This is a genomic window from Xanthomonas sp. F10 (assembly GCF_014206815.1).
Lineage (GTDB): Bacteria > Pseudomonadota > Gammaproteobacteria > Xanthomonadales > Xanthomonadaceae > Xanthomonas_A > Xanthomonas_A indica.
The window spans coordinates 540282-564987 of record NZ_JACHNP010000001.1 but is presented as its reverse complement, the minus strand read 5'-3'; the positions used below and the strand labels follow the sequence as shown (position 1 = coordinate 564987).

The following is a 24706-nucleotide window of genomic DNA, read 5'->3' as shown; positions in this document are numbered from 1 at the left end:
GCCGCGCCGGACCCTCACCCCAACCCCTCTCCCAACGGGAGAGGGGCACGCGATCGCAATGCGCGTCAGCCCATCGTTGCCAGCAGCGTCTCCGCCAGCGTTGCGGCTGGCACTGCCCGCGACCGCAATGCGGCGGGAATCGGCGCGCTGCGCGGCGAATCGCGCACAACACGCAATCGTCTACACGCGTGATGCGGCCGCGTGTTGACAGCGTTTTCAGCGCCATGCAGGTTAGGGCGCACGGGCGTCCAGGGGGATCTGCACGCCCGCATGTTCGTCTTCTTCTGTGCGCCGTGGCCGGCGCAGGGTGGCGCGTGCCCGCGGCACGTGCGGCTCGGCCATGGGCGCGGCGCAGCGAAGAGGACGCCGCAGGTCGTGTTCGCACGGCGCTGCTTCCATCCGCCGCCGGGGGACATCGCATGCCACTTCGCTCATCCACCACGCTTGCGTTCGGCATCGTGCTGGCGCTGTACGGCGCCGTCGAGGCGCGCGCGCAGGACGCCGACACCGCCGCGCCCAAGGCCGCCGCCACCGACCTGGGCCAGGTCGTGGTGACCGGTTCGCGGATCAAGCGCTCGGAGGTGGAGGGCGCCGAGCCGGTGCTGACGATCAGCGCGCAGCAGATCCAGCAGGAAGGCTTTCTCACCGTCTACGACGTGCTCAGCACGCTCAACCAGCAGGGCAGCGTCGAGGCCGACACCAAGTACGGCTCGCACACGCCCAATGCCTCGCCGGTGAGCCTGCGTGACCTCGGCCCCGGGCGCACGCTGCTGCTGGTCAACGGCCATCGCGTCGCCGACTACCCGCAGCCCTACGCCGGCGAGAGCAACTTCGCCAACTACGCCAACATTCCCTCCGCCGCGGTGGAGCGTATCGAGATCCTTACCGGCGGCGCCTCGGCGATCTACGGCTCGGATGCGGTCGCCGGCGTCATCAACGTGATCCTCAAGCAGGGCTACGAAGGCAACCAGGTGCGCCTGCGCGGCGGCACCGCCACCGCCGGCGGGCGCGACGTGGTCGACCTGTCCTGGGTCGGCGGCCGCAGCGGCGACAAGTGGAACCTGACCTACGCACTGCAGTGGACCCGGCGCGATCCGCTCTCGGTCGGCGAGCGGCCGAAGATGGACGATCAGGACGACGAGTCCTACAGCAACTGGACCGCGCAGGCGCGCAAGTACGGCTTCAATCCATTCACCGGCCTGAGCCTGGTCGATGCCGGCGACAACACGCGCCTGGCGCCGCCCAGCGGCACCTGCGCACGCTTCGGCGGCCAGTTCATCGACGCGCAGCGGCTGAGCTACGACTACAACAGCGACACCGTGCGCAACCTCGGCGGCTACTGCGGCATGGCCCATGACTACGCCGACTGGCTGGCCGCCAGCGGCGGCGACAGCGGCTCGGCCTATCTGTACGGCACCTTCGAATTCGACAATGGCGTGCAGGCCTGGAGCACGCTGTCCACGACCAAGAGTCTCGGCTACTGGACCTACGACCCGCCCTACGTCTACCTCGGCCCGTTCCACGACACCGGCAGCGACCGCGACCTGTACGCGATCCGCCAGCTGACCCGCTTCGAGGCCGGTGGCTGGAAGAACCTGGCCAACATCACCAAGGAACTGTCCTGGGACCTGAGCGCCGGCCTCAAGGGCCGCCTTGCCGATCGCTTCGACTGGGAAGTGGCGGTGGGCCGCGCACGCTACACCGTCGACGAATACGTGCGCACCGTGGACACGCAGAAGGCCACGGCCTACTTCCTCGGCCCGCAACTGGGCAGCACTGCCGACGGCACACCGATCTACGACCTGGACGAGTCGCGCTGGTACCAACCACTGACCGGCGCGCAGTACGACGACCTAGCGGTAAAAGCGCACAACCGCGCCGATTCCTGGGTCAACCAGGCAAGCGCCAACATCACCGGCGAGCTGCTGCAGGGCTGGGCCGGGCCGATCAAGTTCGCCGCGGTCGGCGAGGTGGCCAAGCAGGGCTACCGGCTGGCGCCGGACCCGTGCGCCAACACCTGCTATCCGCTGGACGTGGTCGACTACGGCGGCGGCGAGCGCCTGCGCTATTCCGGCGGCATCGAGTTCGACGTGCCGCTGCTGTCCAAGCTCAACGCCAGCCTCGCCGCGCGTCACGACCGCTATGGCGACTACCGTGCCTACGGCAGCGACCTCGGCGCGGCGATCGGCACCCAGCGCGACACCACCTGGAGCGCCGGCCTGGAGTGGCGGCCGCTGAGCACGCTGCTGCTGCGCGGCAGCGTCGCCACCAGTTTCCGTGCCCCGGACATGCACTACGTGCTCGGCGAGCCCAGCTCCACCCAGCAGACCGTGATCGACCAGTACCGCTGCATCCAGAAGGGCTATTACCTCACCGGCGGCTGCAGCGCCGAGAACAGCGACGTGTTCTACCTGATGCAGGTCAACCGCCGCGGCACCCCGGACCTGGAATCGGAGCACGGCCGCTCGGTCACCGCCGGCTTCGTCTGGGACATCGCCGAAGGCCTGTCGTTGACCGCGGATTACTACCGGATCCGGCTGCAGGACCTGATCAAGGACCTCAACCGCGACGAGGTGCTCAGCGCCGAAGCCGGCTGCCGCACCGGCCTGACCACCGCCGGCGGCGTGTGGATCAATCCCGGTGGCGCCGAGTACTGCGCGCGCATCCTCTCGCGCGTGGCGCGCGATGCCGCCGGCCGCGTCACCGGCATCGAGCAGGGGCCGATCAACATCGCGCAGATGCATGTGTCCGGCGTCGATGCCTCGCTGAAGTACCGCCTCAACACCGCGCGCTGGGGCAACTTCAGTTTCGCCCTGGATTACAACAACCTGATCGGCTACCACGAGCAGACCTACCGCACCGACGACGACAAGAACCTGCGCGACCAGAAGATCCGCAGCAAGCTGCGCGGCAGCGTGCACTGGGAGAACGGCGGCCCGCTGGACCTGACTGTGTACGTCAAGCGCTTCGGCTCCACCCAGGCGGTGAACTGGGGCACGTGTACGCGCTTCGACGACGGCTACCAGCCCAGCCCCTCCGACGCCTGCCGCGTCACCGACAGCGGCAACCGCCACTTCGGCGAGAGCACCAGCCGCTATTTCGGCCGCGTCGGTCCGGCGCTGTACTGGAACCTCACCGCCGGCTACCGCATCGCCCCGAAGATGAAGGTCAACCTGTACATCAACAACGTGCTCAACACCGTCGGCTACGACAACAAGGAGCGCTACTACGGCTACCAGTTCTACAACACCACTCTGTACGACGCGATCGGCCGCGAGGTGGCGGCGGAATATGTGCTGGATTTCTGAGGGGCCGGGATTGGGGAGTGGGGATTCGGGATTGGTTTTGGTCGGCGCTGAAGTCGACGCGGCGCTACGCAACATGCGGCAACACGCTTTAGCCCCTCTCCCACCGGGAGAGGGTTGCGGCTAGGGTCCGGAGCGCGCAGCGCCACGCAAGAACCCACGCGTCAAACGCCCCTACGCGATGACGGCGACCTCACGGCCCTGCCGCCGCATTGAACCGCTTTTCCGAATCCCCATTCCCGGTTCCCCTTTCCCGGCTCCACAAGTTGCTGATGCAACTGTGGCGCCGCCGCAAACCCTGTGTTATCACTACGTCCCATGAACGCTTCCTGCCGCAGCTTTTACTTTTGGTACTACGGTTTTCCGATGCCGCTGGCGGAGGAAGGATCGCGTTCACCCTGAAGGAAACTTCAGCCGCAATCCCGAAAGCCGCCAGCGAACCTGGCGGCTTTTTTCATGCCGCCGGATCTGGCCCCCACCCAGCCCCCGACGAGACACGCACATGGCCCCCCACACCGACGATCTGCGCATCCGCAAGATCGAACCGTTGACCCCGCCCTCCCAACTGCAGGCGCTGCTGCCCTGCGACGAAGAAGCCTCGCAGACCGTCACCGCCGCGCGCGCGGCGCTGCACGAGATCCTGCACGGCCGCGACGACCGCCTGGCGGTGGTGATCGGCCCCTGCTCGATCCACGACCCGGTCGCGGCGATGGAATACGCGCAGCGCTTGCGCCCGCTGCGCGAGACCTACGGCGACGCGCTGGAGATCGTGATGCGGGTGTACTTCGAGAAGCCGCGCACCACGGTGGGCTGGAAGGGCCTGATCAACGACCCCAACCTCGACGGCAGCTTCGACATCAACAAGGGCCTGCGCCTGGCCCGCGGCCTGCTGCGCGACATCAACCGCCTCGGCCTGCCGGCCGGCGTGGAGTTCCTCGACATCATCTCGCCGCAGTACATCGCCGACCTGGTGGCCTGGGGCGCGATCGGCGCGCGCACCACCGAGAGCCAGGTGCACCGCGAGATGGCCTCGGGCCTGTCGTGCCCGGTGGGCTTCAAGAACGGCACCAGCGGCGACGTCAAGATCGCGGTCGACGCGGTCGGCGCGGCCTCGCACCCGCACCATTTCCTGGCGGTGACCAAGGACGGGCAGACCGCAGTCGCAGCGACTGCCGGCAATCCCGACTGCCACGTGATCCTGCGCGGCGGCACCCAGCCCAACTACGACGCCGACAGCGTGGCCGCGGCGGCGCAGGTGCTGGAGAAGGCCGGCCTGCCGGCGCGGCTGATGGTCGACGCCAGCCACGCCAACAGCGGCAAGAACCCGGACAACCAACCCAAGGTGATCGAGGACATCGCCCGCCAGCTCGAGGCCGGGCAGACCCGCATCGTCGGCGCGATGGTCGAGAGCCACCTGCGCGGCGGTCGCCAGGACCTGGTCGCCGGCCAGCCGCTGGTCTACGGCCAGAGCATCACCGACGGCTGCATCGACTGGGACAGCTCGGTGCAGGTGCTGGAGCGGCTGGCGCAGGCGGTGCGCGCGCGCCGGCAGGCGCGCGTGGCGCAGGCGGCCTGAGGGCGGTGGTTGGGGAAGCGCACGCAGCCTGACCGGCTGCGTGCGTGGAGGGCGATGGCGCCCCGAAGAGGGGCCGGACGCGCCGCCGAATGCGAAGGGAGAGAGCTTCGGTGTCGACGGCTGCGTGCCGGTGATGACGTTATCCGCCCATCCGGTGGCGGCGGTATGACGGTGTGTGGCAGAAGCTGGCAAGGTGTTCGCAGCGCGTTAAAGCCGGTTGTCGCCGGTTCAGCGCGACGGCGCGGAATTGGCGCGTTGGGGTACGCGCTGCGATTGATGGGCTTGGGGATAGCGGCGATCGCCTGCCGGACGCACCAGGCCCTGCGCGGCGCCACGCGGTTCCAGCGCCAGCGCGTGGGGTCAAGCTGACCGCCGAAGGCCGGCACCTGACCGATGCCGCCAGCGCAGCGCTGGCCGACGCCGGGGGGTCTGGCCAACAGGTGATGCCCTAAGTCGCATGCGCGCATGTGCGGACGCCGCTGCTGGCGAAACCGGCCACCGTGTCGATAATGCCTGCATGGCCACCGACTCGCCCTGGTTCCTGTACCTGCTCGAATGCCGCAACGGCAGCTACTACGCGGGCATCACCCCGGACCTGCAGGCACGCTTCCAGGCGCACCTGCGCGGCACGGGCGCCAAGTACACCCGCGCCAACCCGCCGGTGCGCCTGCTGGCCAGCCGTGCCTACCCGGACCGCGCCGCCGCCTCGCGCGCCGAGTACGCGCTCAAACAGTTGCCACGCGGCCGCAAGCTGGCGTTCCTGTCCACGGCAGAACCCGCGCCAGCGCCCGACAGTCTGGAACCGGCCGCCGAACCCGCAATGCCGTAGGAGCGGCTTCAGCCGCGAGAGGCGTTACCGGGAAAGCCTGTCGCGGCTGAAGCCGCTCCTACGACGGCGCTCGATATCCGCGCAGATATCGGATGAAGAGGGCTGCACTGTGGAAGGGACTTCAGTCCCGACGCGTGGTCCTGCAGTTGGTCGATGAGCCTCCAACAGAACCACCGCCAACAGTTGTAGGAGCGCTTTCAAGCGCGACCTCGGAAAAGCCTGTCGCGGCTGAAGCCGCTCCTACAATGGCGCTCGATATCCGCGCAGATATCGGATGAAGAGGGCTGCACTGTGGAAGGGACTTCAGTCCCGACGCGCGGTCCCGCCATTGGTCGATGAGCCTCCAACAGAACCATCGCCAACAGCTGTAGGAGCGCTTTCAAGCGCGACCCCGGGAAAGCCTGTCGCGGCTGAAGCCGCTCCTACGAAGGCGCCGACATCGGTGCAGATATCGGATGAAAGAGGACCGCCCTGTGGGAGGGACTTCAGTCCCGACGCGCGGTCCCGCCATTAGTCGATGAGCCTCCAACAGAACCACCGCCAACAGTTGTAGGAGCGCTTTCAAGCGCGACCTCGGGAAAGCCTGTCGCGGCTGAAGCCGCTCCTACAACGGCGCCGACATCGGTGCAGATGTCGGATGAAAGAGGGCCGCACTGTGGGAGGGACTTCAGTCCCGACGCGCGGTCCTGCAGTTGGTCGGTGAGCCTCCAACAGAACCACCGCCAACAGTTGTAGGAGCGCTTTCAAGCGCGACCTCGGAAAAGCCTGTCGCGGCTGAAGCCGCTCCTACGACGGCGCTCGGTATCCGCGCAGATATCGGATGAAAGAGGGCTGCACTGTGGGAGGGACTTCAGTCCCGACGCGCGGTCCCGCAGTTACTCACTGAGCCTCCACCGGAACCATCGCCAACCGTCGCAGGAGCACTTTTCGCCGACGCGCCGCTCAGCCGCTGGCGTGCATCGTGCCGGTGTCCAGCCAGCGCTGGTGCCAGGACAGTGCCTCGGGCAGCAAGTGCGGGGTGTGCTTGCCGTAGCTGGCGTGCAGGGCGCGGTCGAAATAGTCCTGCAGCTGCGCGCGGTAGCTCGGGTCCACGCAGTGCGCGAGCAACTGCTGCGCGCGCTGCCGCGGCGGCAGGCCGCGCAGGTCGGCCAGGCCGTGCTCGGTGACGATGATGGACACGTCGTGCTCGGTGTGGTCGACGTGGCTGACCATCGGCACGATCGAGGAGATGCTGCCGTTCTTCGCCGTGCTAGGGCTGAGGAAGATCGACAGGAAGCCGTTGCGCGCGAAGTCGCCGGAGCCGCCGATGCCGTTCATGATGCGGCTGCCCATCACGTGGGTGGAGTTGACGTTGCCGTACAGGTCGGCCTCGATCATGCCGTTCATGCCGATGCAGCCCAGCCGCCGCACCAGTTCCGGATGGTTGGAGATCTCCTGCGTGCGCAGGATGATGCGCTCGCGATAGAAGTCGATGTTGCGCTTGAATTCCTCGTTGGCCTCCGGACTCAATGCGAAGCCGGTGCACGAGGCGACCTTGAGCACGCCGCTGCGCAGCAGGTCGAGCATGCCGTCCTGGATCACCTCGGTGAACGCGCTGAGATCGCGGAAGCCGCTGCTGGCCAGTCCGGCCAGCACGGCGTTGGGGATGTTGCCCACGCCCGACTGCAGCGGCAACAGGTTGGGCGGCAGCCGGCCCTTGCTGACCTCGTGCTGGAAGAACGCGATCAGGTGTTCGGCGATGCGCTGGCTGGTGGCGTCAGCCGGGGTGAACGGGCTGTTGCGGTCGGGGCCGTGGGTGCGCACCACCGCCACGATCTTGTCCGGGTCGCAGCGCAGCGACGGCTCGCCGATGCGGTCGTCGGCATGCACCAGCGGGATCGGCTTGCGGTGTGGTGGCAGCGCGGTGCCGTAATACACGTCGTGCATGCCGTCGATGCCGGCCGGCTGCCAGTCGTTGACCTCGACGATCACCTTCTTCGCCAGGTCCAGCCAGGTCTTGTTGTTGCCGACCGAGGTCGACGGGATCAGGCTGCCGTCTTCGCGGATGCCGGCCACTTCCACCACCGCGGTGTCGATCTCGCCGTAGAAGCCGAACCACACGTGCTGGGCGACGTGGCTGAGGTGGATGTCGATGTAGTCCAGGCTGCCGGCGTTGATGCGCTGGCGCGCGTCCGGATCGGACTGGAACGGCATGCGCAGGGCGATGCCATCGGCCTTGGCCAGCGCGCCGTCCAACTCCGGTGCGGTGGAGGCGCCGGTCATCAGCTGGATCTTGAAGGACTGGCCCTGCAGGTGCGCCGCCTCGATACGCTGCGCCAGCGCCATCGGCACCGCCTTGGGATAGCCCGAGCCGGTGAAGCCGCTCATCGCCACCGTCTCGCCGGGCTGGATCAACGCCGCCGCGGCCTCGGCGCTGACGATGCGTTCGCGCAGGCGGGGATGGAGGATGCGTTCGGCAGACATGCGGCGACCATGGCGTGGGAAGGGGACGGCAATTATCGCGGATCGGGCCGGGGCCCGCGCTGGGGCGCGTCCCCACTTTCTGCGCCTGCCGCGCGGCCATGCACGTGGGCGCCGCGCAACGCACGCATGCCACGGTCTGCGCGATGGTTACGGCGCTTCGCGCGCCAGGCCCTCACCCCAACCCCTCTCCCGGTGAGAGAGAGGCGCTAGCTTCTCCCTTCTCCTTTTAGGACGGCGGGATGCAGCGCGCATGCAGCCGGCGCAACGGCGGCGATCTGGCGGCCAGCGTGCATTGCCACACAACGCTGGGTACGTGCCACGGTGGCTTTCACGCCTTCCACGCCACGCCGCGGCGATAGTGCGGCGGTGCCGCTCCTCGCCCGCCCCCTGACGGCTGTCCAAGCACGCTACCGGCGTCTGCCGCGCGGCTGGCGCCTGCTCCTGCGCGGCCTGCTGATCGCCTACCTGCTGTACCTGCTGGCCGGCAACGTGTTCCTCAACACGCCGCTGTTCGACCTGGCCACCAACCGCAAGCCGGAGAAGTTCCGCATGCACACCGGGCCGGCCGTCACCGTACTGCCCGGCTTCATCACCGCCTGGAACGTGCGCATGCGCGGCCACGTGCAGCGCAACGTCTGGCAGGTGCGTGCCGACCGCGCCAGCGCGCGCATCGCGCTGCTGCCGCTGCTGCATCGCGAGGTACGCCTGCCGTGGATGGAGGCGGTGAACGTGGTCGGCGAGATGGACCGCGTCGACGAGATGATCCCGCCGCCGCCCCCCAGCGACCAGGGCTGGACCCTGCGCTTCGATGCGATCCACAGCGGCACGCTGCGCCGCGCCCGCTTCGGCGAACTGGCGATCGAGGGCAAGGGCCACGGCACCGTCGGCTTCCTCAAGCAGTTGCGCGGCGGCCCGTCGGAACTGTTCCGCTCGCAGATCGTGTTCGAGGACGCCAGCGTGCGCTACGGCAAACGCCAGATCGCCGACCAGGCCACGCTGGATGCGCGCTTCTCGTTCCCGCGCCACTATCGCGCGCAGGCGCCGGGGTTGCGCAAGCTGGACATCACCGACCTGGCGCTGCGCGTGCACGGGCGCAGCGTGGCCCTGCGCATCGACACCGCCGGCGACACCACCAAGCTGAGCACCGAACCTGGGCTCGGTCACATCCAGGCCGACCTGCACCTGCTGCGCGGCGCGCTGCAGCCCGGCAGCACGCTCAATTGGCGGGTGCCGCTGCATGCGGGTGTCGGCGCCACCGATCGGGGCGTGCTGGCGCTGCTGCTGGGCGTAGAGGGCGACACCCTCCGCGCCCGCGCGCGCCTGCCTGGCCAGGTCGATCCGCGCAGCATGCTCGATGCCGACCTACACATCGCCGGACGCCAGATACCGTTCGCCGACCCGGCGGCGCTGCTGCCGCGTACCTCCGGCCGCGTGCAGGGGCGCTGGCATTTCGAATCGTTGAACTGGATCAGCGACCTGCTGGTGCGCAAGCCCTGGTTCCAGCTCGACGGCGGCGGCGACGTCGCCGCCGATCTGCAACTGCGGCAGGGCGCGCTGCAGCCGGGCAGCCGCCTCGACGTGCCCGACGTGCAGGCGGTGGCGGAGATCATGCGCGTGCGCGTGAGCGGCAAGGCGCAGGCGGTCGGCCGCATCGTCGGCACTGCCGAACAGCCACGCACGCAACTGGACGTGCGCATGCGCCGCTTCGCGCTGGCGCCGCTGGACGATCCCAAGGCCAGCTTTGTCGAAGGCGAGAACCTGCAACTGGACTTGCAGGGCGATGGCGCGCTGGCCACTCTGCGCGATTCGTTGCAGGCGCGGTTGCGCTTCGCCGACGCGCGCGTGCCGGATCTGCGCGCCTACAACCGCTACCTGCCGGCGGCGCAGGTGCGCGTGCTCGGCGGTGATGGCCGGCTCAGCGGCGACCTGCAGCTGGATGCGTCCGGCCAGGTCGGCCAGGGCACAGTGCGCGTGCTCGGCCGTCAGGCACGGCTGCAGACCGCAGGCCTGGAACTGGCCGGCAATCTCGACCTGGACGCGCGGCTGCGCCGCGCCGAACTGCAAGACAAGCGCTTCGACCTGAGCGGCAGCACCCTACGCCTGCAGGGCGTGCGCTACGGCACCCAGCCCAAGCAGGGCGACTGGTGGGCGACGCTGCGCATTCCGCAGGGCCGCATCGCCGCCGCGGCGCCGGTGCAGGCAGACGCGCAGGTGCAGATGCAGATGCGCGACGCCGGCCCGGTACTGGCGGTGTTCGCGCAGCACAGCGATGCGCCGGCGTGGTTGCTGAAGCTGGCCGACGCCGGGCAACTGCAGGCCAGCGGACAGCTGCGCTGGCGCAAGGACGCACTGTGGCTGGATCGGGTCGCCGCCGAGAACGAACGGGTGGCGTTGCGCGCGCGCCTGCGCGTCGGCGACGCCGGCACCCAGGGCGATCTGTACGCGCGCTGGGGCGTGCTCGGCGTGGGCGTGGCCTTGCGCGGCGAGCAACGGCAATGGCATCTGCTTGGCGCGCGCGAATGGTACGACCGGCAACCGGCGTGGCTGCCGGAGGCACCGGCGCCGGCGGCATCGCCCTGACGCCAGCGAACACGTCGCGCCATGCGTGGTGTTCGTGCGTAGGCGTAACGCGCACATCCGTCCGCTTTTCCCATTCCCGATTCCCGTTTCCCCATTCCCCCAACGCCGCAGAATGTACTGCCCAGTATCGTTTTGCACTGCAGCGTGCAATGTCTCAAAAAAGCGCCCAAGATCGCCCTGCATCCCGACGTGGGGGAGGGAGCAAAGCCCGCTGGCAGTTCGCTGCAAGCGGGCTTTTTTATTGCCTGTTTCCCGGTCCTGGGAGAGCGTGGGACGCGGTGCGAGGGCGACTATGGGATGTCGATCCCACCATCCGGCGCAGTGGCGCCGAGGCGCCATGTTCAGGGGGTATCGGCGCTGGCCGTACCGTGGGGGCGGCCAGCGTGCAGCTCTCGCGCTCGCGTCAGGTCGGCATGGCCTGCGACGGCGGTTCCGGCGACGGCGGCAGTTCCGGTCGGGTCGGATCCACGGTCAACGGCTCGTCGCTGCGCAGCAGCGCATGCGCCTCGGCTTCGCTGGCCACCGCCGGCGGCGAGCCACGCAGTGGCAGACCAGCGGTTTCGCGCACGAAGACCATGGTCGCGATGCCCACCACCGCCGCACCCATCAGGTAGTACGCCGGCACCAGCGGATCGCCGGTGCGTTCGACCAGCCACGCGGTGACCAGGGGCGTGGTGCCGCCGAACAGCGACACCGAGACGTTGAAGGCGATCGACAGCGCGCTGTAGCGCACCGGGGTGTAGAACAGCGCCGGCAAGGTCGACGGCATCGAGCTGGTGAAGCACACCAGCGCCACGCCCAGCAGCATCAGGCCGAGGAAGATCAGCCAGTCGTTGCCGGTGCCGACCAGCAGCAGGCACGGTACCGCCAGCACCAGCAGCGCGATGCACGCGCCGATCACCATCGGCCGGCGGCCCAGGCGATCGCTGAACAATCCCCCGAGCACGTTGAGCGGCATCATCACCAGCATCACGATGATGATCAGCAGCAGGCCCTTGCTCTCGGCATAGCCCATGGTGACGCTGAGATAGCTGGGCATGTAGGTCAGCAGCATGTAGTCGGTGACGTTGAACACCAGCACCAGGCCCACGCACTTGAGCAGCTGCGGCCAGTGGACGCGGAACAGCGCGCCCAGGCCCGGTGCGTCGTGCTCGCGCTTCTCCGCTTCTTCGGCATAGGCCTGGAACGCCGGGGTTTCCTCGAGCTTCATGCGCATGTACAGGCCGAGCAGGCCCAGCGGCCCGGCGACCAGGAACGGCACGCGCCAGCCCCAGTCGAGCATCTGCGCATCGCTCAACGCGAAGTGCAGCGCGGTCACCGTGGCCGCGCCGGCGATGTAGCCGCCCAGCGTGCCGAACTCCAGCCAGCTGCTCATGAAGCCGCGGTTGCGGTCGGTGGAGTACTCGGCGATGAAGGTGGCCGCGCCGCCGTATTCACCGCCGGTGGAAAAGCCCTGTACCAGTCGCGCCACCAGCAGCAGGATCGGTGCCCAGATGCCGATGCGCTCGTAGGAGGGAATCAGGCCGATCGAGAACGTACCCAGCGCCATCAGGATCATGGTCGCGGCCAGCACTTTCTGCCGGCCGTAGCGGTCGCCCAGCGGGCCGAACACCAGCCCGCCCAGCGGGCGCACCAGGAAGGCCACGGTGAAGGTCGCGAACGTGGCGATCAGCTGCGCGGTCGGGTTGGTGCTGGGGAAGAACACATGGCCCAGGGTCACGGCGAGGTAGCCGTACACGCCGAAGTCGAACCATTCCATCGCGTTGCCCAGCGCCGCCGCGCCGACCGCCCGCTTGAGCATCGGTTTGTCGACGACGGTGACTTCTTCCGCCCGCAGTTGGCGGCGGCGCTTGAACCATCCGAAATGGGCGTGGAACTCCGACATGTTTTCTCCTGTCCTGGAACGGTGAGGTCATGACCCCCGGCCCACACATCGCAGGGCAAAGCAAGACGGAATGGCGCGCAGGCGCCGCACTGGTCTGCGGGGGCACGATCCCGGATGGCCGCGTCAACACCACGACGCCGCGGGATCGAAGAGACGGAGCGGGCGGCGCGTCATGGCGCGGGGGCTCCGTCGAGGGGCACATGATACACCATCGCCCGATTCGGCCGGCCGGCAGCTTCCACGAAACCCGGCGAACGTGATGTGAAACGCGGCGTATTGCGGCGATGTGCAGCGATGCGTAGCGCATGCGGCGTGGTGTTTGCGACGTCTCAACTGCGCGCGGCCCGCACGCGGCGGACATTGCCCGCAGACGCGCCTGGCGCGTGGGTCTGCGTGTGCGCAGATGGCGATGTGTGGCTTTTGCCGGATCGCAGTTGCAATGGTGAGCGAGGCCGAGCGTTTGCATGGCGAAAGGCAGGAGCACCCCGTAGAAGCGGCTTCAGCCGCGACGGGCGTTCCCGGGAATGCCCGTCGCGGCTGAAGCCGCTCCTGCAACGCAACGGCGCTTCTGACGAACCGCGAAAAGCATGCGCTGTTGGATGTGCCTGAACGCCCGGGATGCCAGAATCGCCCGATGTCCAACGCTACCGCCGCCGTTCCCGATGCCCTGCAGCCCACGCTCGAGCGCAGCCTGACGCGTTTGCGCCAGGCCGTGGCCGCGCAGCCATGGCCGTCTTCCCCTGGTTTCGAGGCCGCGCTGGCGCGCGCGTTGCTGGCCAGCGATTTCCTGCTCGACACGCTGTGCCGGCAGCCGGCCTTGCTCGCGCACCTGGCGCAGCCGGACCCGCCACCGCTGCCGCTGCCGCAACTGGATCCGGCGCAACCGGCGGCGTGGCCGGCGCAGTTGCGCCGCTACCGCGCCGCCGCCTCGGCGCGCCTGGTGTGGCGCGACGTGCTGGGCCTGGACGAGGTCGATGCGACCCTGGCCGGCAGCACGCAGTTGGCCGAGGACTGCCTGGCCCTGGCGCTGCAGGCGCTGGAAGTCGAGTTCGCTGCGCGCCATGGCGTGGTGCGTGCCGCCGACGGCAGCGTGCAGCGGCTGGTGGTGTTCGGCCTGGGCAAGCTCGGCGGCGGCGAACTGAATTTCTCCTCCGACGTGGACCTGGTCTACGCCTATCCGCAGGGCGGCGAGTCCGACGGCGCGCGGGCGCTGGCCGCCGAGGAATACTTCGCGCGGCTCGGCCAGCGCCTGGCGCGGCTGCTCGACGAAACCACCGCCGATGGCTTCGTGCACCGCGTGGATTTGCGCCTGCGCCCGTTCGGCACCGCGGGCCGGGTGGCGCTGTCGTTCGCCGGCATGGACCAGTACTTCCAGCGCGAAGGCCGCGACTGGGAACGCTACGCCTGGCTCAAGGCGCGCGCGGTGGCCGGCGACATCGCCGCCGGCGAGGCGTGGCTGCAGGCGCTGCGCCCGTTCGTGTACCGGCGCTATCTCGACTACACCGCGCTGGACGGCCTGCGCGAGATGAAGGCGGCGATCACCGCCGAAGTCGCGCGCCACGACCGCCTGGACGACATCAAGCGTGGCGCCGGCGGCATCCGCGAGATCGAGTTCCTGGTGCAGTCGCTGCAGTTGATTCGTGGTGGCCGCGAAGCCGCCTTGCGCGAGCGCCGCCTGTTGCCGGCGCTGCGCGCGCTGGTCGCTGCCGGCCAGGTTGCCGCCGAGGACGGCGCGGCGCTGGCGCAGGCCTACCGCTTCCTGCGCCAGGTGGAAAACCGTCTGCAGATGCTGCGCGATGCGCAGACCCATGCGCTGCCGCAGGATCCGCTGGATCGCGCGCGCATCGCCTTCGGCCTCGGCTATGCCGACTGGGCCGCACTGCACGCGGCGCTGCAGGTACAGCGCGACCGCGTCGCCGCCGAATTCGCCGAACTGCTGGCGCCACGCGAGCGCGCGCTGGCGCCCGATGCGCTGGCCGACTACTGGCGCGGCCTGCCCGACGCCGGCCAGGCGCAGGTGTTGCGCGCCGCCGGCTTCGCCGACGCCGAGGGCGCCGACCAGGCCTTGCGCGGCTTCGTGCAGTCGCTGGGCGTGCGCAGCCTGTCCGATGCCGCGCGCGCGCGCCTGGACCGGGTGCTGCCGGCGCTCCTGCATGCCGCGGCGCGCTCGGCGCAGGCCGATGCCGCGTTGCACCGCGTGCTCGGCCTGCTGCAGGCGATCCTGCGCCGGGCCAGCTATCTGGCCCTGCTCGACGAACAGCCCAGCGCGTTGGCGCGGCTGGTCGACGTGCTCGCGCGCAGCGCGTTCCTGTCCGAACGGCTGGCCGCGCACCCGCTGCTGCTGGACGAACTGCTCGACAGCCGCGTCGACGGCCCGATGCCGGACCAGGCGGCGACGCAGCGGCTGTGCGAGGCCGCGGTCGCCGCCGCTGGCGACGATCCGGAAGCGGCCTTGCGCGGCCTCAACGAAGCGCGCCAGGCGCTGAGTTTCCGTATCGCCCTGGCGACGCTGGACCGCCGCCAGCCCGCGCTCGACAGCGCCCGCCAACTCGCGCAACTGGCCGAGGCGGTGGTGCGGACCGTGCTGCGTCTGGCGCGTGCCGATCTGGTCGCGGCGCATGGCGAGGTGCCCGGCGGCAGTTTCGCCATCATCGGCTACGGCAGCCTCGGCGGCATGGAACTGGGCATCGGGTCGGACCTGGACCTGGTGTTCCTGTACGACCATCCGCCCGGCGTGGAGGCCTCGGCCGGGCCGCGGCCGCTGGAGAGCGGGCGCTGGTTCGCGCGGCTGGCGCAGAAGGTGATCGCCCTGCTTGGCGCGGTCACCGGTGGCGGCCGCCTGTACGACATCGACGTGCGTCTGCGCCCGGACGGCGGCAAGGGCGCGCTGGTGTCCTCGCTGGCCAGCTACCGCGAGTACCAGCGCGAGCGCGCCTGGACCTGGGAGCACCAGGCCCTGGTGCGTGCGCGCGGCGTGGCCGGCGACGCGCCGCTGCTGCAGCAGTTCGAGCAGGTGCGTGCGCAGACCCTGGCGCGTCCGCGCGAGGCCGCGTCCCTGCGTGAGGAAGTGCGCAAGATGCGCGCGCGCATGCGTGCCGAACTGGACCGTAGCGATGCCGCGCGCTTCGACCTCAAGCAGGGCGCCGGCGGCTTGGTCGACCTGGAATTCCTGGTGCAGGCCGGCGTCCTGCTCGGCGCCGCGCAGCAGCCGGCGCTGCTGGTGCCGCGCGACACTGCGGCGCTGCTCGATGCGCTGGCGCACAGCGGCTGGCTGGCGCCCTCCATCGCGGCGGGCCTGCATGCCGCCCATGCCACGCTGGTGGAGGCCGGCCTGGCCTGCACGCTGGACCGGCGTCCGCGCCTGACCGCGCCGACGGCCGAGATCGCCGCGGCGCGTGCGGCGATTCGTGCCGCCGCGGCCGCGCTGGGCCTGGTGTTCGTGGAAGGGCGTGCAGGCGATGAGGCGGTGCACTGACGCGCGGCGGGAGCACTGGGTCGCGAGCGTGCTGTCGATGCTGTGCAGTGCATGGCATGTCCGGGGATCCATGGCCGGGATCGCGACAGGAAGTGGAGACGCCGCCCTGCACCGCACGGGGCATGCGTTGCGACCGGCGCCGCGCACGGGATCGCGTTCGACATCGCGCGTCGGGACTGAAGTCCCTCCCACACTGCAGTGCAGTGCCCGGCATTGCCGACGCTGCCACTGTAGGAGCGGCTTCAGCCGCGACGCGCAGAGGTCGGGGACACGCCGTGCGAAGCGGATGCATTGTCGGGTCGGGACTGAAGTCCCTCCCACACTGCAGTGCCCGACAGTGCCGACGCTGCTGTTGTAGGAGCGGCTTCAGCCGCGACGCGCAGGAGCAGGAGAGTGCTGCATGTGGCGATGAGGCAACCAGCTACCGTGTCGGCGCCATCCGCCACAGCAGTGCGCGGAACGGCGCCAGCAGGCACACGCCGATGCCCAGCTTCACCGCCAGGTCGCCGGCGGCCCAGCTCAGCCAGGGTAGCGTCGAGCCGGCGAAGGCGATCGACCAGAAGATCGTGGTGTCCAGGGTCGCGCTGCAGGTGGTGGCGACGATCGGCGCGCGCCACCAGCGCCCGCGGCGCAGCCGGTCGAACACGGTGATGTCCAGCAGCTGTGCAGCGATGAAGGCCAGGCACGAGGCCGCGGCGATGCGCGGGGTGGCGATCCAGATCGACAGCAGCACCGCCAGCGCGAAGCCGCACCAAGCCACCCGCCGCGCCGCGCGCGGGCCGAAGCGGCGATTGATCAGGTTGCTGACCAGGAACGCGACCGGGTAGCTGAAGGCGCCCCAGGTCAGCCAGTCGTTGATCGGGAACTGCACCAGCACGTTCGACAGCAGCACCACCGCGCCCATCGCCAGCACGGACAGCAGCAGCGCGCGCGGGGTCAGCGCGGCAAAGGTGGGTGAGGGGGCGACGACGGAAGGCACGGCGATTATGGGCAGGGGCGGCGGGCGCGCATTATCGCGGCCCGGTCGCGCCATGGCCAATGGCGGAGCGCGGACACGCTCTTCGTAGGAGCGGCTTCAGCCGCGACGCGGCGTTCCCCGCAAAAGCGTCGCGGCTGAAGCCGCTCCTACGAAGAGGAATCCTGCGATGGGAACCGCTGTTGCGAATCCCGATTCCCTAATCCCCAATCCCGGCTTCCTTGCGGCTGAAGCCGCTCCAACTCTTGCGGCAGCGGCCCTGTCGGAAGCTGCACTGTGGGAGGGACTTCAGTCCCGACCCGACGATGCCTCCGCTTTGCACGGCGTGTCCCCAAGCTCCACGCGTCGCGGCTGAAGCCGCTCCTACAGGTTGAACTCCGCGCTGGGAACCGCTTTTGCGATTCCCCATTCCCCAATCTCCATTCCCGGCCTCATCGCACCGGCGGCGGTGTCCCATCCACCGCGGCACGGCCCACCGCCGGGTCGTCGGTAAAGAAACCATCGATGCCGGCATCGAGCAGCGCGCGCATTTCCTTCATGCTGCTGGCGGCGTTCACCGCGGCCGGGCCGCGCGCGTCCTGCAGCTGCTTGGGCAGGAAATAGTTCTCGGGCCGGAACGTGTACGGAATCACCTGCAGGCCGGCCGCATGCGCGTCGGCGACGAAGGAGGTGGGCGCGGCCAGGGTGCCGTCGGCGGTCACCGGCACGATCGCGCGCAGGTTCGGGCTGACCAGCTGCGCGTACTTGGCGATCGCGCGCAGGCCCTGCGCGCTGCCCATCTGCGCGTAGGTCGGGCCGTCGCGCAACTGGTCGCCCGGGCGCTCCTTGGGATCGCCCAGCAACTGCACCAGGCGCACGTTCGGATGGGTGGCGCCAAGCTTGCCGTGCAGATATTCCAGGTTGCCGACTTCGAACGACTGGATCACCACCGGCGCCTTGCGCGTGTAGGCGTGCGCATCGAGGCTGGCGACCAGCTTGTCTTCCATCGCCAGGCCGAGTCCGCGGAAGTAGGTGCCGTGCTTGATCTCGGGAATCAGCCCGATCGGGCGCCCGCGCGTGGCCGACTCGGCCGCGGTGAAGTCGATGATCTCGTCCAGGGTCGGCACCTGGAACTGCCCGTCGAAGGCGGTGCCGCGCAGTTGCGGCAGGCGCTCGCGCGCGCGCAGGGTCTTCAGCTCGGCCAGGGTGAAGTCTTCGGTGAACCAGCCTTCCACGCGCTGCCCGTCGATCTGCTTGACGGTCTTGCGCGCGGCGAACTCCGGGTGTGCGGCCACGTCGGTGGTGCCGCCGATCTCGTTCTCGTGGCGCGCCACCAGTACGCCATCCTTGGTCGAGACCAGGTCCGGCTCGATGAAGTCGGCACCGTCGGCGATGGCCTTGGCGTAGGAGGCCAGGGTGTGCTCGGGGCGCAGCGCACTGGCGCCGCGGTGGCCGATCACCAGCGGCTTGCTTTCGCCCGGTGCGGCGGCCGGCGCGGCCGCCGCGGTGGTCGCCAACACGGCCATCGCGCATCCCAACAACCAGGAGGTGGATCGGATCATCGCATGCGTTCCGGTTCGGGGGCGGGCGGACAGGATGGACGCGCTCAGAAGCGCGCGTCCAGGGTCAGGAACGCCTGCCGCGGCGCGCTGGCGTGGAAGGCCAGCGAGCGGCCGTTCGGATCGCTGTTGCTGAAGGCGGTGAGGTTGGAGGCGTAGCGCTTGTCGGTGAGGTTGGTGACGTTCAACGACAGCTTCAGGTCCTGCAGGAACGACACCGCACCGAAGTCGTAGCCGGCGCCGGCATCGAAGGAGGTGTAGCCGCCGAAGCCCTGGTCGTTGGTGTAGGTGTAATAGCGCTGGCCGGTGTACTTGCCGCGCAGGTTGGCGTTCCAGCCGTTCCAGGTCCAGCTGAGTTCGCTGGCGAACATGCGCTTGGGCGTGTCCACGGTGTACTTGCCGGCGGTGGGGATGACCACGCCGTTCTGCACGTAGTTGTCGTCGTAGGTGGAGCGGTTGATCGAGGCCGAGTTGTACCACTGCAGGTGCGCGTTCGGCTTCCAGATGAAGGTCAGCTCGCCGCCGCGGCTGCTCACCGAGCCGACGTTGAAGAAGCGCGTCGTACACGCCGGGCTGGTGCCCTGCTGGATGCTCGGGCACGGATTGAGCGAGAGCAGGCGGTTGTCGAAGGTGACGTCGTAGCCGACCAGCGAGGCCTCGAACTGGTCGCGCACCAGGCGGTAGCCGGCTTCGAAGGTCTTGGACTTCTCCGGCTGCAGCGCGCCGACGCTGGCGTCGAACGAGGCCTGGGTCACCAGCAGCGGGCCGCCGGCGCCGCCGCCCTGGAACGCGGCGATGTTCTCGGCGTAGGAGGCGAACACTTCCTGGCCCTCGGCCAGGCGGTAGCGCACGCCGGCCTGCGGCAGCAGCGCCTTGCTGGCCTTGAGTTCGCCATTGGCCACCGGCGCTTCCACCGCGATCCCCGGGGTCTCGCGCGCGGTCATCGTGGTGTGCGGGCTCTTGGCGCCGATGTCCAGGGTCAGGCGATCGTCGAGCAGCTTGAACGTGCCCTGCACGTAAGCCTGCTTGGTGGTGATGACGTAGTCCTGCGAGAACAGCCGGCGGTTCGGGTTGCTCAGGAAGAGGTCGTCGTCGATCGGGCCGTCGATCCAGTAGAAGTTGCGCTCCACGTGATGCTTGTTGCGCTCGTACCACACGCCGGCTTCGAGGTGGTGCGGGCCGATGTCCCAACCCAGCGAGGCGATGCCGCCGGTGCGGTTGATGGTGTAGTTGGTGCTGCGGATCGAGATCGGCAGCGCCTGCGGCGTGCCGGGGTAGGACGGCTGGCCCGGCGACCACCAGTGGCCCTGGCCTTCGTTCTCGTGGTGGTAGACCTGGGTGTGCACGCTCACCGCATCGGACGGCTGGAAGTCGCCGGCCAGGTAATACAGGTCGTCGTTGCGCAGCGCGCGGCTCTGGTAGTACGCGTCGTCGATGTTGTCCACGCCGCCGCTGTAGCCGCAACGGCTGGGGTCGCGCGTGGCCGGCGCGCAGTAGGCCGCGGCCAGCGCGCGCTGCCAGTCCGGCGCATACAGGTTCCAGTCCCAGCCCAGGCCGCGGTGCAGGCCGTTCTTGGACAGGTAGGCGTAGTCGGCCTGCGAGGTGCGCGAGGTGTCGACGAAGGCGGTGATCTTGCCGCCCTCGAACTGGTACACGCCCTTGCCGTTGAACTGCGCGGTGTGGGTCGGCGATTCCGGCTTGGCCCACATGTCGGCGTCGGCGTAGATGCCGGACAGGTAGGCGGAGAAGCCGTTGTGCTCGCCGGTGTCCAGGCGCAGATAGGTGCGGCGGTTGTTGTCCGAACCGACGGTCTGCGCCAGGCGCACGCCGACCTCGGTGGACGGATCGTCCGAGTAGTACTGCACCGTGCCGCCGAGGTTACTGGTGGAGGCGGTGCCCAGGCTGCCGATGCCCGAGGCCAGCTCCACGCCGCCGAAGTTCTCGGCGATCAGCGCGCGGCTGATGTTCAGGCCGTTGTAGTTGCCGTAGGCGTTGTCGCCCAGCGGCAGGCCGTCGAGGGTGTAGCCCAGGCGCACGCCGTTGAAGCCGCGCAGGCTGATGGTCTGCGATTCCTCGTTGGCGCCGAAGGCGTCGTTGGACTGCACGTTGACGCCGGGGATGCGGTTGAGCAGCTTCTGGATGCTGGTGCCCGGCGGCAGCACCGCCACGTCCTGGGGGGTGATGCGCTGCACCTGGCGGGTCTCGCCCTGGCCGATCACCGACACCGCATCGAGTTGCTGCACGTCGGACGCGGTGGCCTCGGCGGCGGCGGGCTCCTCGGCAGTGGCGGCGAAGGGCGACAACAGGGCGGCGAGGATCGCCGTGCTCAGCAGGGACTGGAGAGGCATGCGCAAGGGGATTCGTAAAGGAAGTGCGCACACGATGCGACAGCGACGTTGCAGGTTGGCGTCACCGATGTTGCGTTTGTCATGCAATGGTCCTGCGGGCATGACGTTCGCGTCGCGGCTGCGGGACGCGTCATGGCGGGGGACTGGCCATTGTGTGCCATGGCGGAAGACGCGGCGCCGCACCGCGTGCATCGACATCAATGCGATACAGAGTGTCGTCATTTGCCACGCATGGCGGGCGCTGAACACATGTAAGCGGATGTGTCGAAAACCGCGCGAAAACCGCTGTTTCCAAAGTCGAAAACGGAGTCGGCCGTCAAAGTTTTGTGGTGCATTCCTCTTCAATCATCACCGCTCGCCCAAGCCACGACGACGTGCCGATGCGTGCAGACATGAGCAGGAAGCGCAGCGCATTCGCGTCGATTGGAGCGTCGTTTGCGTGCTGTGTCGGGCCCTTGCAGTTGCATGTCGACGAACGTGTTGCGCACTCCCGCACCCTCACCCCAACCCCTATCCCGGCAGGAGAGGGGCCTAGCGCTTCCCTTCTCCCCCCGGGAGAAGGTGCCCCGAAGGGGCGGATGAGGGTACGAGCGCAGCCTCGCAGCAACGGATCACGCGTGCACTTCGTGCGCCGCACCCTCACCCCAATCCCTCTCCCGAGGGGAGGGGGGCAACCGATTTCCCACCGCGAGGTCGCCACGGCCTCGTCCACTCGCTCTACCCCCGGAGAGACGCCCATGCTTGATCGCATCCGCCGTCGGCCCTTGCTGGCTGCCGTGTTGTCCGCTTCCCTGCTGTGCGCGCTCGGCACCGCCAGCGCCGCGCCCGACGCCTCCATCGCGGCGATGACCGCCACGCTGCGCGCCGCGCCGGTCACTTTCGACGTGCACCTGCCGGTGCGCGACCAGGCCGGGCTGGACGCGCTGCTGGCCGACATCCAGGATCCGCTCTCGCCGAAGTATCACCACTGGCTGACGCCGGCCGAATTCCAGAGCCGCTTCGCGCCGACACCGGCGCAGATCGCGCAGGTGCGCGCCGCGTTGCAGGCCGCGCACATGAACGTCGTCGAGCAGGGCGCCACCTTGCATGTCAGTGCGAGCGCGGACAACGTCGAGCGGCTGTTCGCGGTGCCGCTGACCGCCGACGTGCAGCAGGGCAGCCAGGCCCGCCTCGCCGCGGCCGCACCGTTGCAGCTGCCGGCCGCGCTGCGCGACACCGGGGCGACGGTCACCGGCCTGACCCGCGGCGCGCCGGCGATGCACGTCAACTGGCAGCGCTCGGCCGTCAAGAATCCCGCCAACCGCTACGGCGCCGGCGGCACCACCTACTGGTACAACGACCTCAAGCAGGCCTACGGCTATCCATCCTACCAGGCCACGACCGGTACGGCCGGGCAGCAGCGCCGGCTCGACGGCACCGGCAGCACCATCGCCATCCTGATCAGCAGCGACGTGCTGGATTCGGACATCAAGGCGATGTTCGACCACGAAAACTTCAGCCGCTACGCCGCCAATCACACCGATCCGGCCCTGTACGCGCGCCATTACGTGGCCGGCGCCAAGCCGGGCCTGCAGGACGGCAACGACGCCGCGGCAGGCGAGGCCGCGCTCGACGTGGAGATGGCGCTTGGCGGCGCGCCCGGCGCGCACGTGCTGCTGTACGTGATCCCGGACCTGAGCGACGCCTCCGTGCTGGCCGGCTACCGGCAGATCGTGCAGGACAACCAGGCCGACGTGGTCAGCTCCTCGTTCGGCGTCTGCGAGCTGTACTACACCGCGGCCTACAACGGCGGCAAGGATTTCACTTCGCTGCTGCGTCCCTACGATGCGGTGTTCAAGCAGGGCAACGCGCAAGGCATCACCTTCGTCGCCTCCAGCGGCGACAACGCCGGCCTGGACTGCGCCGACACGCAGTACGCGGTCGATCACAAGGACGGCCGCTTCGTCGCCGGCGTGGAGCATCCGGCGGCCAGCCCGCACGTGACCGCGGTCGGCGGCGGCAACCTGCTCACCGCCTACAAGAAGGGCAGCCTGGAGTCGGGCTACAAGAGCGAAAGCGCCTACGGCGATCCGCTGCAGACTGCCGACTACTACGGCTTCGGCGCCAACCTGGCCGGCGGCTACTGGGGCGCCGGCGGCGGCGTCAGCACCCTGTTCCAGCGCCCGGCCTATCAGTTGCGTGCGCTCGGCGGGACGCGCACGTCCATGCGTACGCTGCCGGACATCGGCATGCTGGTCGGCGGCTGCCCGACGACCGCCACGCAGCCGTGCCGGGAGGGCGATAGCTCGGTGGCCACCTACTTCAAGGGCGGCATCGAGGCGGTGATCGGCACCAGCGTCGCCGCGCCGGAGTTCGCCAGCGCGGTCGCGCTGCTGGTGGAGAAGCAGGGCCGCCAGGGCAATCTCAACGACTACCTGTACCGCCTGGCCGCCAATGGCCCGGAGGCGCTGCATCGCGGCATCCCCGGCTACAACGGCGTGGTCGACAACAACCAGCCGATCAAGGGCAAGTACAACTACACCGTCGGCTTGGGGACGCCGGTGGTGCGGCTGCTGATCGGTGCGCTGGATGCGGCGCCGGCGGGCGTGCCGCGCTCGCCGAGCAACCCCTGACGCAGCGTGATGTAACGCGTTGGGCCCGGTTGCCGTGCCGGAGTCGTGGCAGCGACGCCGGTGCGGCAGCCGATCAGGCCAGTGCCAGGCGGTCGCGGATCAGCGCGGCCACCCGCGCGGTTTCGCGCAGCGGTGCGATGTCGGCGGCGTGCGCGTCGCCGGCATCCTCCGCCGGGAGCAGCCGGCCGCGTGCCTGCAGGGCGCGGTGGAAATCCAGGGCGCGGCCACGCGCCGTCTCCGGCATCAGCACCTGCACCGGCACGCGCGTGGCGCAGGCTTCCGACAGCAGATTCACCGAATCCGGCGTACAGATCAGGCGCTGGGCCCAGCCGAGCAGGCCGGCATAGGGATTGGCGCCATCGTCCGCGCCGCACCACACCATGCCCGGCACCTCGGCGAACGTGCGATGCAAGGCCGCGGCCACCGCGGGCGGCGTCCGCCGCGAGGTGCTGGCGAGGATACTGCCGCCGTGCGCGCGCAGCTGCGCGGCGATGTCGGCGAAGGCGTCCTGCGCCTGCGCGTCGCTCCACGGCGCCAGCCCGGACGGGCCACCCACCAACAGACCGACGCGCGGCGACGGCAGCGCGCCCAGTGCAGGAAATGCCGCGCGTCCGGCGGCCAGCCAGGCATCGTCGATCGGATGCAGGCTGCCGAGCAGGGTCAGCACGTTGGCGCCGCGCAGGCGGTCGTGTTCCGGCACCACCACCATGTCCCAGTGCCGCGGATCCAATCGCGGGTCCAGGATCTGCACCACCTGGCTGCCGCGCGCGCGCAGCAGCCGCGTCGCCAGTGCCGCCTGGCGGCCGCAGCCCACGGCAAGTTGTGGCGGCTGCCGCAGCGAATCGGCGAAGGCGGCGCCGTAGGCATGCTGCGCGCCAGGCAGCCAGCGCGGCGCCAGCCAGCGCCAGGGCATGTGCGGCTGCAGCAACTGCGGCTGGATCGGTGTTGTTGTCGGAAGCGCCAACGCGGCGGCCAGCGCCTCGGCCTGGCGGGCATTGCCGGCGCGGCCATCGCTAATCGCCCAGGTCGCGTCCGATCGTTTCACGTTTGGTAGTAATCCGTTGCATCGCGGCCGGGTGTTGCGGCAATCGTGCCACTCTACACTGGCCGCCTCGCATC

General features: G+C 69.4%; 12 protein-coding genes. 6 read left to right on the top strand and 6 right to left on the bottom strand.

The features are described 5' to 3' along the window. Positions 1–419: 419 nt before the first annotated feature. From FHR56_RS02475 to FHR56_RS02465, 3 genes are all read left to right on the top strand, one after another. Positions 420–3308, top strand: a complete 2889-nt coding sequence (locus tag FHR56_RS02475; protein WP_237473073.1) for a TonB-dependent receptor — start codon at positions 420–422, stop codon at positions 3306–3308. 499 nt (positions 3309–3807) lie between these two features. Further along, positions 3808–4881, top strand: coding sequence for a 3-deoxy-7-phosphoheptulonate synthase (locus FHR56_RS02470; protein WP_017911936.1), 1074 nt, complete (start codon positions 3808–3810; stop codon positions 4879–4881). A 517-nt stretch (positions 4882–5398) separates the two neighbouring features. Next, positions 5399–5710, top strand: a complete 312-nt coding sequence (locus FHR56_RS02465; protein WP_160946173.1) for a GIY-YIG nuclease family protein — start codon at positions 5399–5401, stop codon at positions 5708–5710. Between the two features lie 942 nt (positions 5711–6652). Here the strand turns inward: FHR56_RS02465 and FHR56_RS02460 are convergent. Continuing rightward, entirely contained in the window at positions 6653–8173 is a 1521-nt protein-coding gene (locus tag FHR56_RS02460; RefSeq protein ID WP_160946174.1) for an acetyl-CoA hydrolase/transferase family protein, read from the bottom strand. Between the two features lie 387 nt (positions 8174–8560). Here FHR56_RS02460 and FHR56_RS02455 point away from each other — a divergent pair, with 387 nt between their 5' ends. Beyond that, the gene (locus FHR56_RS02455; protein ID WP_184502581.1) at positions 8561–10753 is read left to right on the top strand and encodes a hypothetical protein; all 2193 of its coding nucleotides are present in this window, start codon (positions 8561–8563) and stop codon (positions 10751–10753) included. 403 nt (positions 10754–11156) lie between these two features. On the opposite strand, the gene proP is transcribed toward FHR56_RS02455, so the two are convergent. Continuing rightward, complete coding sequence (gene proP / locus FHR56_RS02450) at positions 11157–12638, bottom strand: glycine betaine/L-proline transporter ProP (RefSeq protein WP_160946176.1); 1482 nt, start codon at positions 12636–12638, stop codon at positions 11157–11159. A 634-nt stretch (positions 12639–13272) separates the two neighbouring features. Here proP and glnE point away from each other — a divergent pair. Beyond that, positions 13273–16113, top strand: a complete 2841-nt coding sequence (gene glnE / locus FHR56_RS02445; RefSeq protein WP_160946177.1) for a bifunctional [glutamate--ammonia ligase]-adenylyl-L-tyrosine phosphorylase/[glutamate--ammonia-ligase] adenylyltransferase — start codon at positions 13273–13275, stop codon at positions 16111–16113. Positions 16114–16534: 421 nt separating this feature from the next. On the opposite strand, the gene FHR56_RS02440 is transcribed toward glnE, so the two are convergent. The 3 genes from FHR56_RS02440 to FHR56_RS02430 form a co-directional block, all read right to left on the bottom strand. Then, a complete protein-coding gene (locus FHR56_RS02440) occupies positions 16535–17092 on the bottom strand; it encodes a queuosine precursor transporter (protein ID WP_160946178.1) in 558 nt (185 codons plus the stop codon). 428 nt (positions 17093–17520) lie between these two features. Then, positions 17521–18594, bottom strand: coding sequence for a glycerophosphodiester phosphodiesterase (locus FHR56_RS02435; protein ID WP_160946326.1), 1074 nt, complete (start codon positions 18592–18594; stop codon positions 17521–17523). 80 nt (positions 18595–18674) lie between these two features. Next, on the bottom strand, positions 18675–20975 hold the full coding sequence (locus tag FHR56_RS02430) for a TonB-dependent receptor (protein WP_160946179.1): 2301 nt from the start codon (positions 20973–20975) through the stop codon (positions 18675–18677). A gap of 737 nt (positions 20976–21712) precedes the next feature. Between FHR56_RS02430 and FHR56_RS02425 the strand changes: the two genes are divergently transcribed. Next, on the top strand, positions 21713–23587 hold the full coding sequence (locus FHR56_RS02425) for a S53 family peptidase (RefSeq protein WP_184502399.1): 1875 nt from the start codon (positions 21713–21715) through the stop codon (positions 23585–23587). Between the two features lie 73 nt (positions 23588–23660). On the opposite strand, the gene FHR56_RS02420 is transcribed toward FHR56_RS02425, so the two are convergent. Further along, positions 23661–24632, bottom strand: a complete 972-nt coding sequence (locus FHR56_RS02420; RefSeq protein ID WP_160946180.1) for a mitochondrial fission ELM1 family protein — start codon at positions 24630–24632, stop codon at positions 23661–23663. Positions 24633–24706: the final 74 nt, after the last annotated feature.